The sequence below is a fragment of the Streptomyces sp. NPDC058671 genome (assembly GCF_042716475.1).
Lineage (GTDB): Bacteria > Actinomycetota > Actinomycetes > Streptomycetales > Streptomycetaceae > Streptomyces.
This window is the reverse complement of sequence record NZ_JBHXSA010000008.1, coordinates 241,046-256,130: the sequence shown is the minus strand read 5'-3', so window position 1 is coordinate 256,130 and position 15,085 is coordinate 241,046. Positions and strand designations below refer to the sequence as shown.

Below are 15,085 nucleotides of genomic sequence, written 5' to 3'. Positions count from 1 at the left end.
GTGTTCCGGCGGGGCCCCGCGTCGTTCCGCGTTCCGTCACTCCGTGGGGGGTGTGACCGTCGACGTCCACAGGCGGCGGGCGGCGAGCAGGGCCGCCGCGAGCAGCAGGCCGTTGCGGAGCACCATCACGGCGAGCCCCTGGGTGGTGCCGGCGATGACCTCGTCGTAGAGGACGGGGTACGCGAGCGAGCTCAGCGCGGCCGCCGGGAGCAGCAGCAGCGCCACCGGGCGCATCACGGTCTTCCGGGACGTCAGACAGACGGCGGCGAGCCCGAGCAGCCAGATCATGTACTGGGGGCTGATCACCCTGCTGGTCGCGGTGAACAGCAGGACGGCGGCGAGGGCCGCGTCGAGCGGGGTGGCCGGTGTCCAGCGGTGGGCGCGGAGGCGCCACAGGAGCAGCCAGCCGAAGGCGATGACGGTGAGCAGCAGGGCCAGGTGGCCGAGGGTGGAGACGTACGGGCCGACGTACTCGAAGGCCCCGTACCGGAACTCGACCCTTCCCGGCCAGGCCCCCGTGGCCCCGGCGAGCGCGAGGACCGTGCCGCCGAGGGACTCGATCTGGATGCCGCGGCCACCCTGCTGGCGCAGGAAGCCGAGGGGCCCGGAGAAGAAGAGCGTCAGGGTGGCCAGGAGGACGAGGGCGGCGACGGCCGCGGCGGTCCAGGCCTCGCGGCTGGTCCGGCCCCGGGGGGTGCCGATCAGGGTGAGCGCCGGCCAGACCTTGACCATGGCGCCGATGCCGGCGAGGGCGCCGCCGAGACGGCGGGAGGCGGTCGAGCGGGCTCCGAGGGCCAGCAGGGCGAGGACGGCGAGGGCGGTGGTCTGGACGTCGTACCGGGCCAGGGGCAGGTGCAGGAGGAGCGGCAGGCCGCAGACCCAGATCCAGGCGCCGTGGGTGAGGCGGGCGCTGTCGGCGCGGGCGAGGGCGAGGGCGATGACCGCGTCGGCGAGGAGGCTGAGGGCGACGAACGCCTGGAAGTACGTCAGCCAGGGCAGGAGGCCCGGCGACATGATGACGAGCCCGGCGCCGGGCGGGTACTGCCAGGTGACGTCGCCGACGGGGAAGGTGCCCTGGGCGAACTGCGTGTACCAGTGCTGGTAGAGCTCCACCTCGCGGCCGACCCCGCCGATGCCGAGGGTGTCGCGGACGAGCAGCAGGACCATGCCGACGCGGGTGAGGAGCCAGACGGAGGCGAGGGCGAGGTAGGGGCCGCTGCCGACGGTGACGAAGGTGGCGGAGGTGAAGGTGTCCGAGTCGAAGGGGGACCCGGTGAGGGAGGGGGGTTCGGGACCGGTCCGGGGCGGGGGCGCGGTGCCGGTGTCCGTCCCGGTGCCGGGTGCGTGTCCGGTTCCGGGTGGGGGTTCGGGGCCGGGGGGCGACTGAGGGTGATCGTTCGTCATCCCTCCGCACTGTAGTCCCCTTTGTCTCATTTGCCCCTTTCCTTCGCGCCCATCCCGGTGAACTCCTCGTACGCCGCCACCACCTCCTCCGCCGGGCCGTCCATCCGCAGGGAGCCCGACTCGTCGGCGCTCTCGCGGCCCAGGGCATGCCGGCCCCCGCCACCGGCTCCCTCCACGGGGACGTGCGCGCGCTCCTCGAAGTGGTCTCGGGAGCCCTCCGCCACCCGGTCGCCTCGCAGGTCATCCCCGACCTGCTCGTCGAGGCCGCCCGGCACCCCGAGATCGCCGAGGCGGTCACCGTCGCGCTGCTCGACGGCCAGCAGGGCGTCATGACCCGGATCGTCCGCGAGGCCGTCGGGCGCGGCGAACTCCCGGAGGGCAGCGACCCGGGCCGCGCCCTCGACCTGGTCCTCGGGCCGCTCTACTGGCGCCTCGCCGTCGTCCGTACCCCGCTGCCCCCGGGGTACGTGGACGACCTCGCGCGGTCGGCGGTGGCGGCGCTCACGGCGTGACCGGGCTGGGCCGGTCCGCCCTACTTCACCGCGCCCGCCATCACCCCGGTCGCGAACTGGCGCTGGAACGCGAAGAACACCACCAGCGGCACCACCATCGACACGAAGGCACCCGGCGCCAGCACGTCCACGTTGTTGCCGAACTGACGTACCTGCTGCTGGAGTGCCACCGTGATCGGCGGCGACTGCGAGTCCGCGAAGATCAGCGCGATCAGCATGTCGTTCCACACCCACAGGAACTGGAAGATGCCCAGTGAGGCGATCGCGGGACCGCCCAGCGGCAGCACCACCCGGGTGAAGAGACGGATCTCGCCCGCCCCGTCGAGGCGCGCCGCCTCGAGCAGCTCGCGGGGGATCTCCGCGAAGAAGTTCCGCAGCAGGAAGATCGCGAACGGCAGCCCGAAAGCCGTGTGGAAGAGGACCACCCCGAGGGTCGTCTCGAAGAGCCCCACCGCCCCGAACAGCTTCGAGACCGGGACCAGGGCGACCTGCACCGGCACCACGAGCAGCGCGACCACGCCCAGGAACCACCAGTCCCGGCCGGGGAACTCCAGCCACGCGAACGCGTATCCGGCGAACGAGCCGATGACGAGCACGAGCAGGGTCGCCGGGACGGTGATCAGGACGGTGGAGCCGAGGGAACCCGTGATCGTGTCGTTCGCGAGGAGATGGGTGTAGTTCTCGGTGGTCAGCCGGGCCGGGGCCGTGAACACCTGCCACCAGCCGCTCGCCGCGATGTCGGACGGCGAGCGCAGCGAGGACAGCAGCAGCCCCACCGTCGGCAGCAGCCAGAACAGGCCGGTGAGGACCAGGAACACCCGCACCGCACCCCCGGCGGCACGGGCGGCGACCCGCGCGACGAGGGGGCGGGACGGCCGGACGTCGGGGGAGCTGCTCATCGGCGGGCCTCCTGGCGCAGGCGGCGGATGTTGAAGACCATCACCGGGACCACCAGGAGCAGCAGCAGGACGGCGATGGCCGAGCCGACCCCGAGATCGGCGTCCGTACCGAAGGACGAGCGGTACAGCTGGAGCGCGAGCACGTTGGCGTCGTCCTGGGCGGAGCCCGGCGCGATGACGAAGACCAGGTCGAAGACCTTGAGCACGTTGATCATCAGGGTGACGAGGACGACCGCGAGGACCGGAGCGAGCAGCGGCACCGTGATCCGGCGGAACACCTGCCACTCGTTGGCCCCGTCCACCCGCGCCGCTTCGAGCAGCTCGCGCGGCACGGCGGCGAGCCCGGCGCCGATCAGGACCATGGCGAACCCGGCCCACATCCACACGTACGCGCCGATGACGGCGGGGGTGACGAGCGACGGCCCCAGCCACTCCACGCCGTTGTACTGCTCCCGGAAGTTGCTCGCGGGCAGACGCAGTACGGCTCCGTCGACGCGGTCGGCGGGCAGCGTGAAGGTGCCGTCGGCGGCGGCCGTGGTCCTGGCGACCACCGCTCCGTCCCGCACGGCCTCGATCCGCAGCCCCGCGAGGCCCAGCTCGGCCGGGTCGACGGCGTTCGGCCGGCCTCCGCCGCCCCGGGTGAAGTCCAGCCAGGCCGTGCCCGCGACCGTCCCCGGCGCGGGCGGGTTCTCGCGGGCCGGACGGGCGTCCTCCGGCATCTGGCCGGGCGCCACTCCGATCAGCGGGAGCCGTACGGGCTCCCCGGCGCGGACGGGAACCTTCGTGACGAACGCGCCGCCCTCGGCCGCCTCCAGCGGATGGACGGGCAGCGGCCGGGCCCGGGGGAAGACGGACGACTCGGCGAAGGTGTCGTGGACCCCGACCCAGACGGCGTTGGCCACCCCGCGGTCCGGATCCTGCTCGTAGACGAGCCGGAAGATGATCCCGGCGGCGAGCATCGAGATCGCCATCGGCATGAAGACGACCAGCTTGAACGCCGTCCCCCACCGCACCCGTTCGGTGAGCACGGCGAAGACCAGACCGAGCGCGGTCGCGACCGCGGGCGCGAGCACCAGCCAGATCAGGTTGTTGCGGACGGCGGTGCGGAGCGAGTCGTCGGTGACGAGGGAGATGTAGTTGTCCAGGCCGACGAAGGAGTCGCCGGAGCGGTCGAAGAACGAGCGCTGGACCGAGTACCCGATCGGGTAGACGACGAGCGCGCCGAGCAACAGCAGGGCCGGGAGCAGGAACCCGGCGGCGACGGTCCTGCTCCTGCCCCTGTCCCCGGTGCGCCGCGGGTGGGCGCCGGTGCTGCTCGCGATGCCGGCTTCGGCGGTGCGGGTGCGGGCGGTCCTCGGCATGCCGGGGCCTCAGCTCTTCGCCGCGGCCCGGTACGCCTTCTCCGCGTCCGCCTCCAGGCGCGCCTGCGTCCCCGCGATGTCCTTCGGGTTCTTCAGGAAGTCCTGGAGCGCCTTCCACTCGCCCTTGCCCGGCGTCCCGCCGAAGGACTGCGGCATCTGGTCCGACATGTCGAAGCGGAAGCCGTCACCGGCGCCGATGAGCGCCTTCGCGATCTCGCGCTGGACGTCGTTGGGATACGCCGCCGGGTCCAGGTTCTTGTTGGGGGAGAGGAAGCCGCCCTCGGCCGCCCAGATCTTCGCCGCGTCCGGGGAGGCGAGGAAGGCGAGCAGTGCCTGCGCGCCCTTGGTGTCCTTGAGCGCCACGGCCGCGTCGCCGGCCGTCACCACCGGGGTGGAGCCCGCGCCGACGGTGGGGAAGGGGAAGACCTTCGCGTCCGTACCGATCTTCGCCTTCGTCTGCGCGATGTTGACGGCGGCGAAGTCACCCTCGAAGACCATCGCCCCCTTGGGCTGATCACCGCCGGTGAAGGTCTGCGTGACCGACACCGGGTACTCCGTCTGGAGCGCTCCGCTCGTCCCGCCGGCGAGCAGTGCCGGCTTGCCGAACAGTTCGGCGAGCGTGGTCAGGGCGGCGGTGACGGACGGGTCGGTCCACTTGATCTCGTGCTTCGCCAGCTGGTCGTACTTGGCCGGACCGGCCTGGGAGAGATAGACGTTCTCGAACCAGTCCGTGAGTGTCCAGCCGTCCGCACCGCCCACCGACACCGGGGTGACGCCGGAGGCCGAGATCGTCTCGGCCGTGGCGAGGAACTCCTTCCACGTCTTCGGCTCGGTGGCGCCCGCGTTCTCGAAGACGGCGGAGTTGTACCAGATCAGGGACTTGTTGGCGGCCTTGAAGTAGACCCCGTACTGGGTGCCGTCGACCGCGCCGAGGTCCTGCCAGCCGCGGGAGTAGTTCGCCGCCAGCTGGGCCTTGACCTCCGGACCGACCGGTTTGAGCCACTTCTGGGCGGCGGCCTGCTGGATCGCGCCCACCTGCGGGAGCATCGCCACGTCGGGCGGCGAACCGCCCGCGATCTTCGTGCCGAGGAAGTTCACGATCGGGTCCTGGGCCGGCACGAAGGTGACGGTCGCACCCGTGCGCTTCTCGAACTCCCGCAGGACCTTGGTGAAGTTCTCCTGCTCCGGTCCCGTCCAGACGGCCGCGACCTCGATCTTCTGGCCCTTGAGGGGGAGCGCGCCGCCGCTGGGCGCGGGGTCCCCCGGATCCTTCTCGGCTCCGCCGCCGCCGCACGCCGCGAGGGCGAGTGCGGCGAGCGCGGCGAACGCCGTCATGCTCACTGCGGCCTTGCGTGGACGAAGAGTTGTACGCATCACTGCCCCGTCTCTCCTGTGCGTGTCGCTGTCCCGTGCCGACAGGTCTACGCCGGGTGGCGGGGCCCCGCAATACCGCCTTCCGTGTCAAGCGGGCGATCGTGACTGCCTCGTGACGTGACGTCAGTGGTGGGACGCGGGGGTCAGCGGGGGCACGGGGGTCGCCTCGACCGAGCGGGCCGCCCGGTCGAGCGCGCTCGCCAGGAGGGCCAGATCCGTCGGTCCGTTGCCCAGCTCACGGACCGGGCGGCGGGTGGGCGGATCGCCCATGCGCTCCCACTCCAGCGGGACGACCGTCGGGCGGAGCGTCGCCGTCCGGGGGATGCGGCCGGTGACGCGGCCCGCCTGGAACGGGGTGACCCGGCCGTCCGGATGCCCGAGGCGCCCGCGTCCGGCCGCCGGGACGTCGGGGCCGACGGTCACCGGGGGCGCGTCGAGCACGATCCGCAGCCGGGCCCCGTGCGCCAGCTCCGTGTCGGCGGTCCGGTCCGGTCGCGCGGAGGTCGCGACGAGGTGCACGCCGAGGCGCTCGCCGTTCCGCGCGACGGCCTCCAGGGCCCGTACGACCGAGCCGGCGGCGGGCCGTCCCGAGGCGCCGAGCGCGGGGGCGACGAGGGCGTCGAAGTCGTCGACGAGGACGACGAGCCGGGGGAGGTACGCGGGGCCCGCGGCCCTGGCCGGTTCACCGGAGGCGGGTCGCGGAATCCGGCCACCGGCCTCCTCCCCGGCCGCCCGGGAAGCCCGACCGCCGGAGCCCTCCCCGGCGGGCCGGGGTACGCGTCCGCCGGGGTGTCCGCCCAGGTCCTCGGCTGCGCCGCGGGGCACGCGTCCGCTCGGGCGCTCGGTGAGGTCCTCGGTCCCCGGCCGGGGTACGCGTCCGCTGGGGCGTCCGCCCAAATCCTCGGCCCCCGGCCGGGCTACGCGTCCGCTCGGGCGTTCGGTGAGGTCGCCGTCGCCCGTACGCAGGGTGCGGCTGCTCGGGAGGTCGTCCAGGGGGCCGTCGTCCCGTCGCGGCAGGCGCCCGCTGGGCGTGTCGGCCAGGAGGGCGTCCGCACCGGGGCGCGCCCGGGTGCTGTGCCGCTCGTCGAGCGAGCCGTCCCCGGCGCGGGGGACGCGTCCGCCGGGGTGGTCGGCGCGGGGCGCGTGTCCACCGAGACCCTCGGCCCCCGGCCGGGGCACGCGTCCGCTCGATCGCTCGCCGAGGTCGCCGTCGCCCGTACGGAGCGTACGGCTGCTGGGCCGACCACCCAGGTCACCCGCCGGATACGCGGTCCGCCCGCTCGAACGCCCCCCGAGCTCGTCGGCGCCCGGGTAGGCGGCGCGGCTGCCGGGACGGTTGTCGGGCTCGCCGGGGTACGACGTCCGGCTGCTGGGCTGTCTGTCGAGGTCACCCGGGTACGAAGTCCGCCCGCTGGCACGGCTGTCGATGTCACCGGGGTACGAGGTCCGGTCGCCGGTGGGCTCGCTCGGGTACGACGTCCGGCTGCTGGGCTGTCTGTCGAGGTCACCCGGGTACGAAGTCCGCCCGCTGGCACGGCTGTCGATGTCACCGGGGTACGAGGTCCGGTCGCCGGTGGGGTCGACGGGGTACGAAGCCCGGCCACTCGCACGGCCGTCGATCTCGCCCGGGTAGGACGTCCGGCCGTCGGTCCTGCCGTCGGGGTCTCCCGGGTACGGCGTCCTGCCGCTGTCGCGTTCGTCCGGGTACGTCGGGCGACCGTTCGTTCGGGGGTCGGGGATGCCGTACGTGATCCGGCCGCTGGGGCGGCCGCCGAGGTCGTCCGTGCCGGGGTACGGGTCGCCAGCGCGGCTCCCTCGGGTGTTCGGCAGGGCGCCGATCGTGCCGTCGCCCGTGCGGAGGGTGCGGCCGCTGGTCCGGCCGTCGAGGTCGTCCGTGTCCTGGACGCGGACGGTCACCCGGGCCCCCCGGGGCACGGCTTCCGCCGCGCTCGGAGCGCGCTGGCCGATCAGCCGGTCGGTCCCGCGCGTGCCCCGGCGGTCGGCGAAGTGGCCGTCGCCGATGAGCTCCGCCCGCCGCTTCAGCTCCGCGCCGAGCGCCTGCGCGAACTCCCGCATCCGCACCGGGTCCGAGGCGACCAGGTGCTCGGTGACGTGCGGCAGCTCCGTACAGGCCGCGAGTCCTTCGCCGCGCTCACCGCCCGCCCCGTCCACCAGGAGCAGACCGAGCCGGTCGGGGCGCCCGCCGGCCGCCAGCGAGGCGGCGATCGAGCGGAGGAGCTCCGTCCGCCCGCTTCCGGCGGGACCCTCGATCAGCAGATGCGGACCCTCCCGGGTGAGGTCCACCGCGAGCGGGCCGCGCGGTCCGGCGCCCAGGACGGCCGTGCCGTCACCCGCGGAGGCCCAGCGGGCCATCAGGGAGGCGGGTGTGGCGCGGGCGAGCCCGAGCTCGTCGAGGAGCCGCGCCGACGAGGGCAGCGCGGCGGCACGGGCGCCCGGGGTCGCCGTGGTGTCCGTACGCAGGGGGGCCAGCGCGCGCCCGAACCGCTCGGCCCAGGGGACGGAGACCGCGTCGACCACGCCGACGGTGCCGTGGCCCGCGACCCGGCCGCCGGCGGTCCGCAGCAGCCGCAGCGCCGTCGCCACGTCGCCGCTGAGGAGCACGGCGGCTCCGCACTCGCGGAACGCGAGCGACGAGGCGCAGGCGGTCTCGTACGTGGCGGCCACCGGGGAGACGGGGGAGGCCGAGGGCGCCTCGGCGAGGCACAGGAGGTGGATGCCGGCGGCCGCTCCCGCTCCGGCGAGCCGCGCCACCGTCTCGCGCAGGGCCGCCGAACCGGGGTCGCCGTCGACGACCACGACCGTCCTGGGCCCCTCGTGGCGGGCCGCGACCTCGGCGACGGACGCGCGGTCGGCGCTGGGCCAGCCGGGGCCGAGCGGGCCGTCGTCGAGCCGCCGGGTCAGCTCCGCCGTACGGGCCTGGGCCTGCTCGCGGTCGTACGCGAGGAGCAGTCGGCAGTCCTGGCCGTGGGCCGGTCGGACGTGCGGGAGCCAGCCGAGCCAGCCCCAGGCGCGGCGCCGCTCGTCGAGCGAGCGGTTCCGGTCGGCGCTGATCAGCACGATCTCGAGGTCGGAGGGGGAGTGCAGGGCGGCGAGCTGCGCGACCACCGACCGGGCGAGACCGGCGAGCCGGTCGGCGGGGCCGGCGAGGCCGAGGGAGCCGGCCTCGCGCAGTCCGACGGTGACGGGCACACCGGAGAGTTCGGCGCGTTCCGTCGTGCCGAGCCGGACCACCAGGGACTCGGGGTGGTTCTCGTCGCGCTCCCAGAGCCGGGGGCCGGGGCCGAGGGCGGTGAGCAGGAGGGTGGCCGGGTCGGGCCAGGTGTCGGCCGTCGGGCCGGGCGCGGGCGCGCCGTCCCGTGTGCCGGGGCCGGGCCGGACGCCGGCATGGGTGTCCGGGGCGGTACGGGGGCCGGCGGCGGGTGCCGGGAGTTCCTCGCGACCGCCGGTCAGCCGCCGGGCCCAGGCGCCGAGTCCGCGCCTGCCACCCGCCCGCGTGGGCGAGGTGGGGGCCTCGCCCCGGGCCTGGCGGATCGTGTCGTGGTCCTCGCCGCCGGGGCCTTCGGGGCGGTCCTGGTGGTCCTCCGCGCGCGTGTCGCCCGGGGAGCCGGTGTCGTACGGGTCGGCGTACGCGCCCGGGCCCGCGCCGTCGTACGGGACACCGCCCGCATTGCCGTACGGGACACCGCCCGTGCCGCCGTGGGTCGCGTCGTCCGTGGGGTGCCCGGGAGCAGTGCCGGGCACGCCCGCCGGCCCCGGCCGGTCGGGGCCGGCGGTCCGGTCGGTCCCGTCCTGCGCGGCCACCCGGCGAGCGATCCGCAGATGGCCCTCGCCGTCCGGGGACGTCGCCCTCGCGTCCGTACCGCGGAGGTCGTCGCCGGCGCCGGTCAGGCGGAGGGCGGACTCGCCGAGCCGCAGCAGCGCGCCCGGGGCGAACCGCACCGGGCGGTCGCCGACCGGCACGCCGTCGAGGGTCGTGCCGTTCGTCGAGCCGCGGTCGGCGACCGTGACCCGGCCGTCCTCGCCGACGGTCACGACGCAGTGGGCGCGAGAGACGTCCGGGTCGTCGAGCGGCACGTCGGCGTCGGCGGAACGGCCGATTCTGATCGGTCCGCCGTGCAGCAGGTGCACCCCGCCCGCGTCCGGGCCCGCCACCACGTGCAGTCGGGCGGTGGCGGTCTCGCCGACGCGGTCGTCCGGTCCCGGGACCTGGAGGGAGAGCACGGCGCCGTCGACCAGCGGGGGCTCGCCGAGGACGCTGCGGCGGGTGTCGAGCCGCTCCGCGCCCGCGTAGAGCACGGTCGTCCCCGAGGCGGAGGTGTCCGGGCCCGTGACGGCCGCGGCGAGGTTCGAGGCCACGGCGGCGAGCGCCGTGCCGGCGGGGGCCGTGACGAGCACGTCGCAGGCGCGCCCGGTGCCGTGGCCGGCGTACGGCGCGAGGACGGTCAGCCGGATCTGCATCGCCGTCAGCGGTCCCTTCTGCGCGACATGCCCGGCAGGGGGACCGCCCTGTGACTCCCCCCACCCGACACGGACACGTCGTCCGGTACAGGTCGGCACGGCGCGGGGGCTCCCGACCCCTTGGCGCGACGTGCTGGAGGCATCCTCGCACCTGCCACCGACAGCCCGTCCCCGGGTCGGCCGGAAGTGATCTTGAATGGTCGGCTGTGGACGCAAAAGTGCCTGGTTGGGCATGCCTTCGGAAGGCGCCCGGCAACCGTCGCGGCCTCAGGAGCGTCTTCCCCCGGACAGATGTCCGGCTGCTCCGGGGCAGGAGCCGGGGCCGCCCCGACGTCCCGGGCCGGGACACCCACCGCGAGGAACCGCCGGTGCCCCCGCCCAGCGGCGCCGGAACCGGCCTGTGGACGACCGGCCGGCAGCCCGTTCGGCGGCACTAAAGTGGGTCGGAAACCCGGACGGGTCACAACAGAGGACAGGGACCCCGGGGACATCACCGGACCAGCCCCGACCACGGACAGCAGGGAGCTCGCGACGTGCGGCCTATCGGCAGCAAGTACCTGCTCGAGGAGCCGCTCGGCCGCGGCGCCACGGGCACCGTCTGGCGAGCCCGCCAGCGGGAGACGGCGGGCGCCGAGGCGGCCGTGCCCGGCCAGCCCGGCGAGACCGTGGCGATCAAGGTCCTCAAGGAGGAGCTGGCCAACGACGCGGACATCGTGATGCGCTTCCTGCGCGAGCGGTCCGTGCTCCTCCGGCTCACCCACCCCAACATCGTGCGCACCCGCGACCTGGTGGTCGAGGGCGACGTCCTCGCGCTCGTCATGGACCTCGTCGAGGGCCCCGACCTGCACCGGTACATCCGGGAGAGCGGCCCGCTCACCCCGGTAGCCGCCGCCCTCCTGACCGCCCAGATCGCCGACGCGCTCGCCGCGAGCCACGCCGACGGCGTCGTGCACCGCGACCTCAAGCCGGCCAACGTGCTGCTCGCCGAGCACGGCGGGCAGATGCACCCGATGCTCACCGACTTCGGCATCGCGCGCCTCGCGGACTCCCCGGGCCTGACCCGGACCCACGAGTTCGTCGGCACGCCCGCGTACGTGGCGCCCGAGTCCGCCGAGGGACGCCCCCAGACCTCCGCCGTCGACATCTACGGCGCGGGCATCCTGCTCTACGAGCTGGTCACCGGCCGGCCCCCGTTCGCGGGCGGGTCCGCCCTCGAAGTCCTCCACCGGCACCTGAGCGAGGAGCCCCGCCGCCCCTCGACCGTGCCGGGCCCGCTGTGGACGGTCATAGAGCGCTGCCTCAGCAAGGACCCGGACCGGCGTCCGAGCGCCGTCAACCTCGCCCGCGGGCTGCGCGCGGTCGCCGCGGGCATCGGCGTCCACTCCACGCCCGCCCAGATCGAGGCGGCGGACGGCGTCGGGGCGCTCCTCGCGCCGGACCCGGCGCCCGCGCCCGTCCCCGAGACGCCGGGGGCCGCGGATCCCACCCAGGTGCTGCCCAGCGGCGCGGGGACGCCGCCGCGGTTCGACCCCGCCGGCGCGACCAGCGTCATGCCGACCAGCGGCCCGGCGGGCGCCGCCGACCCCACGGCCGTCATGCCGCCCGTACCGCCGAGGCCGCCGCAGTCCGGGCAGGACGCGCAGTCCGAGGAGCCGCACCCCTGGCAGAACCAGCTGCGGGCCGCCCGCGACCGCAACGAGCAGACGCAGGTGCAGTACCTGGACCCGAGCCAGGACCCGCTGCGCCGACGCCCGCAGCGGCAGCCGCAGCAGCGGCAGCCGCAGCAGCCGCAGCCGCAGGACCGGCAGCAGCCCGGGGCGTACGGGCAGCAGCAGCCGCCCCAGCCGTACCGGCAGCAGCGCCCGGCCCCGCAGCGCCCCGCACCCCAGCCGTACCAGCAGCACCAGCAGCAGCACCAGCACCAGCCGCAGCAGTACGCGCCGCCGCCCGCCCCGCAGCATTACGCCCCGCCCCAGCAGCAGTACACCCCGCCGCAGCCGCCGCCCCAGGCCCCGGCGCCGCGCCGCGAGCCGCGCCCGCCGCGTCAGCGCAGTGCCAACCCGGTGCGGATCCCCGGCCTCGGCTGCCTCAAGGGCTGCCTGGTCATGATCGTCCTGTTCGTGGTCGCGGGCTGGCTCGTCTGGGAGCTGACCCCGCTCCAGGACTGGATCGCCGAGGGCAAGAGCTACTGGGAGGCCATCGGCGACGGCATCAGCACGGTCACCGACTGGATCTCCTCGATCGGCGAGAGCACCGGCTCCGGGGGTACTACCGGCGGTACGGGGCAGTAATACTGCCGATTTATCGACTTCCGAGGGGTGATTTCCCCTCGGAAGTGACGACCGGCGGCTGCGGACGCGTAACTTTGCTCGCGAACGCAGCCGCTGAGGGAGCAGTCTTGGCACGGAACATCGGCAGCCGCTACACCACCCACCAGATCCTCGGGCGGGGCAGCGCCGGAACGGTGTGGCTCGGCGAGGGGCCCGAGGGTCCCGTCGCCGTCAAACTGCTGCGCGAGGACCTGGCGTCCGACCAGGAGCTCGTCGGCCGCTTCGTCCAGGAGCGCACCGCCCTGCTCGGCCTCGACCACCCCCGGGTGGTCAAGGTCCGCGACCTCGTCGTCGACGGCAACGACCTGGCCCTCGTCATGGACCTCGTGCGCGGCACCGACCTGCGCACCCGTCTCGACCGGGAACGGCGGCTCGCTCCCGAGGCCGCCGTCGCGATCACCGCGGACGTCGCCGACGCCCTCGCCGCCGCGCACGCCGCCGGCGTGGTCCACCGGGACGTCAAGCCGGAGAACATCCTGCTCGACATGGAGGGCCCGCTCGGTCCCGGCGGCGCCCACCCCGCCCTCCTCACCGACTTCGGCGTCGCCAAGCTGATCGACACCCCCGGCCGCACCAAGGCCACCCGGATCATCGGCACCCCCGACTACCTCGCCCCCGAGATCGTCGAAGGTCTCCCGCCGCGCGCCGCCGTCGACATCTACGCCCTCGCGACGGTCCTGTACGAGCTGCTCGCCGGTTTCACCCCCTTCGGCGGCGGCCACCCCGGCGCCGTCCTGCGCCGCCATGTCACCGAGACCGTCGTCCCCCTGCCCGGCATCCCCGAGGAGCTGTGGCAGCTGATCGCGCAGTGTCTCGCGAAGGCACCGGCCTCCCGGCTGCGCGCCTCCGAGCTGTCCGCCCGCCTCAAGGACGTCCTGCCGCTGCTCAAGGGCATGCCGCCGCTCGACGTCGACGAGCTGGACCCGGAGGAACCGGCGTCGGCGCCGGAACCGGAGCCGGAGGCGTACGCCACGGGTGAGGGGGCCGGTCAGCCCGCCCCGCGCCGGGCGGCCGTCCCGCTCGTCCCCGGCGCCTCGGCCGACTCCAACCGCGACACCCACACCTCCATGCGGGTCCCGGCCCCCGACGAGCTCTCGGGCGGCCCCCTCGGCACCGCGAGGGCCCCGCGTCCGGCGGGCGCCCGCCGCCCCGGCTCGGCCCGCCACAAGGCGGAGGCGGTCCGCAAGCGCCGGATCACGCTGGCCGTCGCGGCGGTCGTCGTCGCCGGCGCGCTGGGTGGCGGCGGCTACCTGCTGGCCTCCGGGGACGCGGACACCCCGCCGCAGGACTCCAAGCAGTCCTCCGTCCCGTAGCCGCCCCGGGGCGCGGTCAAAGGTTCGGCTCCCCGCCAGGAGCCGTTACGCTGGACGCGTGGCAGTCGTCGATGTATCAGAAGAGCTGAAGTCCCTCTCCTCGACCATGGGGTCGATCGAGGCCGTCCTGGACCTCGAGAAGCTGAGGGCCGACATCGCCGTGCTCGAGGAGCAGGCCGCGGCCCCGTCCCTGTGGGACGACCCGGAGGCGGCGCAGAAGATCACGAGCAAGCTTTCGCACCTCCAGGCCGAGGTCCGCAAGGCCGAGACCCTGCGCGGGCGCATCGACGATCTCTCGATCCTCTTCGAGCTCGCCGAGGAGATGGACGACGCGGACGCCCTCGCCGAGGCCGAGACGGAGCTGGCCTCCGTCCGCAAGGCCCTCGACGAGATGGAGGTCCGCACCCTCCTCTCCGGCGAGTACGACGCGCGCGAGGCCCTGGTCAACATCCGCGCGGAGGCCGGCGGCGTCGACGCCTCCGACTTCGCCGAGCGGCTCCAGCGCATGTACCTGCGCTGGGCGGAGCGCCACGGCTACTCGACCGAGATCTACGAGACCTCGTACGCGGAGGAGGCCGGCATCAAGTCGACCACCTTCGTGGTGAAGGCGCCGTACGCGTACGGCACGCTCTCCGTCGAGCAGGGCACCCACCGCCTGGTCCGCATCTCGCCCTTCGACAACCAGGGCCGCCGCCAGACCTCCTTCGCCGGTGTCGAGATCCTGCCGGTCGTGGAGTCCTCCGACCACGTCGAGATCGACGAGTCGGAGCTGCGCATCGACGTCTACCGCGCGTCGGGCCCCGGCGGCCAGGGCGTCAACACGACCGACTCGGCCGTGCGCATCACGCACCTTCCGACCGGCATCGTGGTCTCCTGTCAGAACGAGCGCTCGCAGATCCAGAACAAGGCGAGCGCCATGAACGTCCTCCAGGCCAAGCTCCTCGAGCGCCAGCGCCAGGAGGAGCGGGCCAGGATGGACGCCCTGAAGGACAGCGGCAGCTCCTGGGGCAACCAGATGCGCTCGTACGTCCTCCACCCGTACCAGATGGTCAAGGACCTCCGCACGGACTTCGAGGTCGGCAACCCGCAGGCCGTCCTGGACGGGGAGATCGACGGCTTCCTCGAGGCGGGCATCCGCTGGCGCAAGCAGCAGGACAAGTAGCCCACGGCAGCACACGTCCGGGCCCCGCACCCTCCGGTGCGGGGCCCGTCGTCGTGCGGTCCTTCACGCTGTCCGTCGTGCTGACCGTCATGCTGTCCCGAGGCACGCGCCGGGCCCGCGGATTCGCTGACGCAAGCGGAATCCGGGTGAGCGGGACGCTTTGTCGACAAGGGAACTGGTCTTGCGGGGCCCGGAGTTCTGGGTTTACGTCACAGTTGCATCGTCGCATGTGGGGCGCGCGGTGATCTTTC

The 15,085-nt window shown here is 74.5% G+C and carries 8 protein-coding genes and 1 pseudogene; 4 read left to right on the top strand and 5 right to left on the bottom strand.

Features of this window, described 5'->3' with window-relative positions:
• Positions 1-36: 36 nt before the first annotated feature.
• Positions 37-1,404, bottom strand: a complete 1,368-nt coding sequence (locus ACFWV2_RS13190) for a glycosyltransferase 87 family protein (protein WP_384405080.1) — start codon at positions 1,402-1,404, stop codon at positions 37-39.
• Between the two features lie 119 nt (positions 1,405-1,523).
• Between ACFWV2_RS13190 and ACFWV2_RS13185 the strand changes: the two are divergent.
• Positions 1,524-1,916: pseudogene (locus tag ACFWV2_RS13185) on the top strand (TetR-like C-terminal domain-containing protein); the annotation flags it as partial.
• Between the two features lie 20 nt (positions 1,917-1,936).
• Here the strand turns inward: ACFWV2_RS13185 and ACFWV2_RS13180 are convergent.
• The 4 genes from ACFWV2_RS13180 to ACFWV2_RS13165 form a co-directional block, all read right to left on the bottom strand.
• Positions 1,937-2,815 carry a carbohydrate ABC transporter permease gene (locus ACFWV2_RS13180; protein ID WP_384405079.1) on the bottom strand — a complete coding sequence of 293 codons (879 nt, stop codon included), beginning with the start codon at positions 2,813-2,815 and terminating at the stop codon, positions 1,937-1,939.
• Positions 2,812-4,176, bottom strand: a complete 1,365-nt coding sequence (locus tag ACFWV2_RS13175; RefSeq protein WP_384405078.1) for a carbohydrate ABC transporter permease — start codon at positions 4,174-4,176, stop codon at positions 2,812-2,814. The genes ACFWV2_RS13180 and ACFWV2_RS13175 overlap by 4 nt, the downstream gene beginning before the upstream one ends.
• 9 nt (positions 4,177-4,185) lie before the next feature.
• Entirely contained in the window at positions 4,186-5,550 is a 1,365-nt protein-coding gene (locus tag ACFWV2_RS13170) for an ABC transporter substrate-binding protein (RefSeq protein WP_384405077.1), read from the bottom strand.
• Between the two features lie 123 nt (positions 5,551-5,673).
• Positions 5,674-10,029, bottom strand: coding sequence for an FHA domain-containing protein (locus tag ACFWV2_RS13165; RefSeq protein ID WP_384405076.1), 4,356 nt, complete (start codon positions 10,027-10,029; stop codon positions 5,674-5,676).
• A 533-nt stretch (positions 10,030-10,562) separates the two neighbouring features.
• Here ACFWV2_RS13165 and ACFWV2_RS13160 point away from each other — a divergent pair.
• From ACFWV2_RS13160 to prfB, 3 genes are all read left to right on the top strand, one after another.
• Positions 10,563-12,320, top strand: coding sequence for a serine/threonine-protein kinase (locus tag ACFWV2_RS13160; protein WP_384405075.1), 1,758 nt, complete (start codon positions 10,563-10,565; stop codon positions 12,318-12,320).
• Between the two features lie 107 nt (positions 12,321-12,427).
• A complete protein-coding gene (locus tag ACFWV2_RS13155) occupies positions 12,428-13,672 on the top strand; it encodes a protein kinase (RefSeq protein ID WP_384405074.1) in 1,245 nt (414 codons plus the stop codon).
• Between the two features lie 58 nt (positions 13,673-13,730).
• On the top strand, positions 13,731-14,834 hold the full coding sequence (gene prfB / locus ACFWV2_RS13150; RefSeq protein ID WP_384405073.1) for a peptide chain release factor 2: 1,104 nt from the start codon (positions 13,731-13,733) through the stop codon (positions 14,832-14,834).
• Positions 14,835-15,085 lie beyond the last annotated feature (251 nt).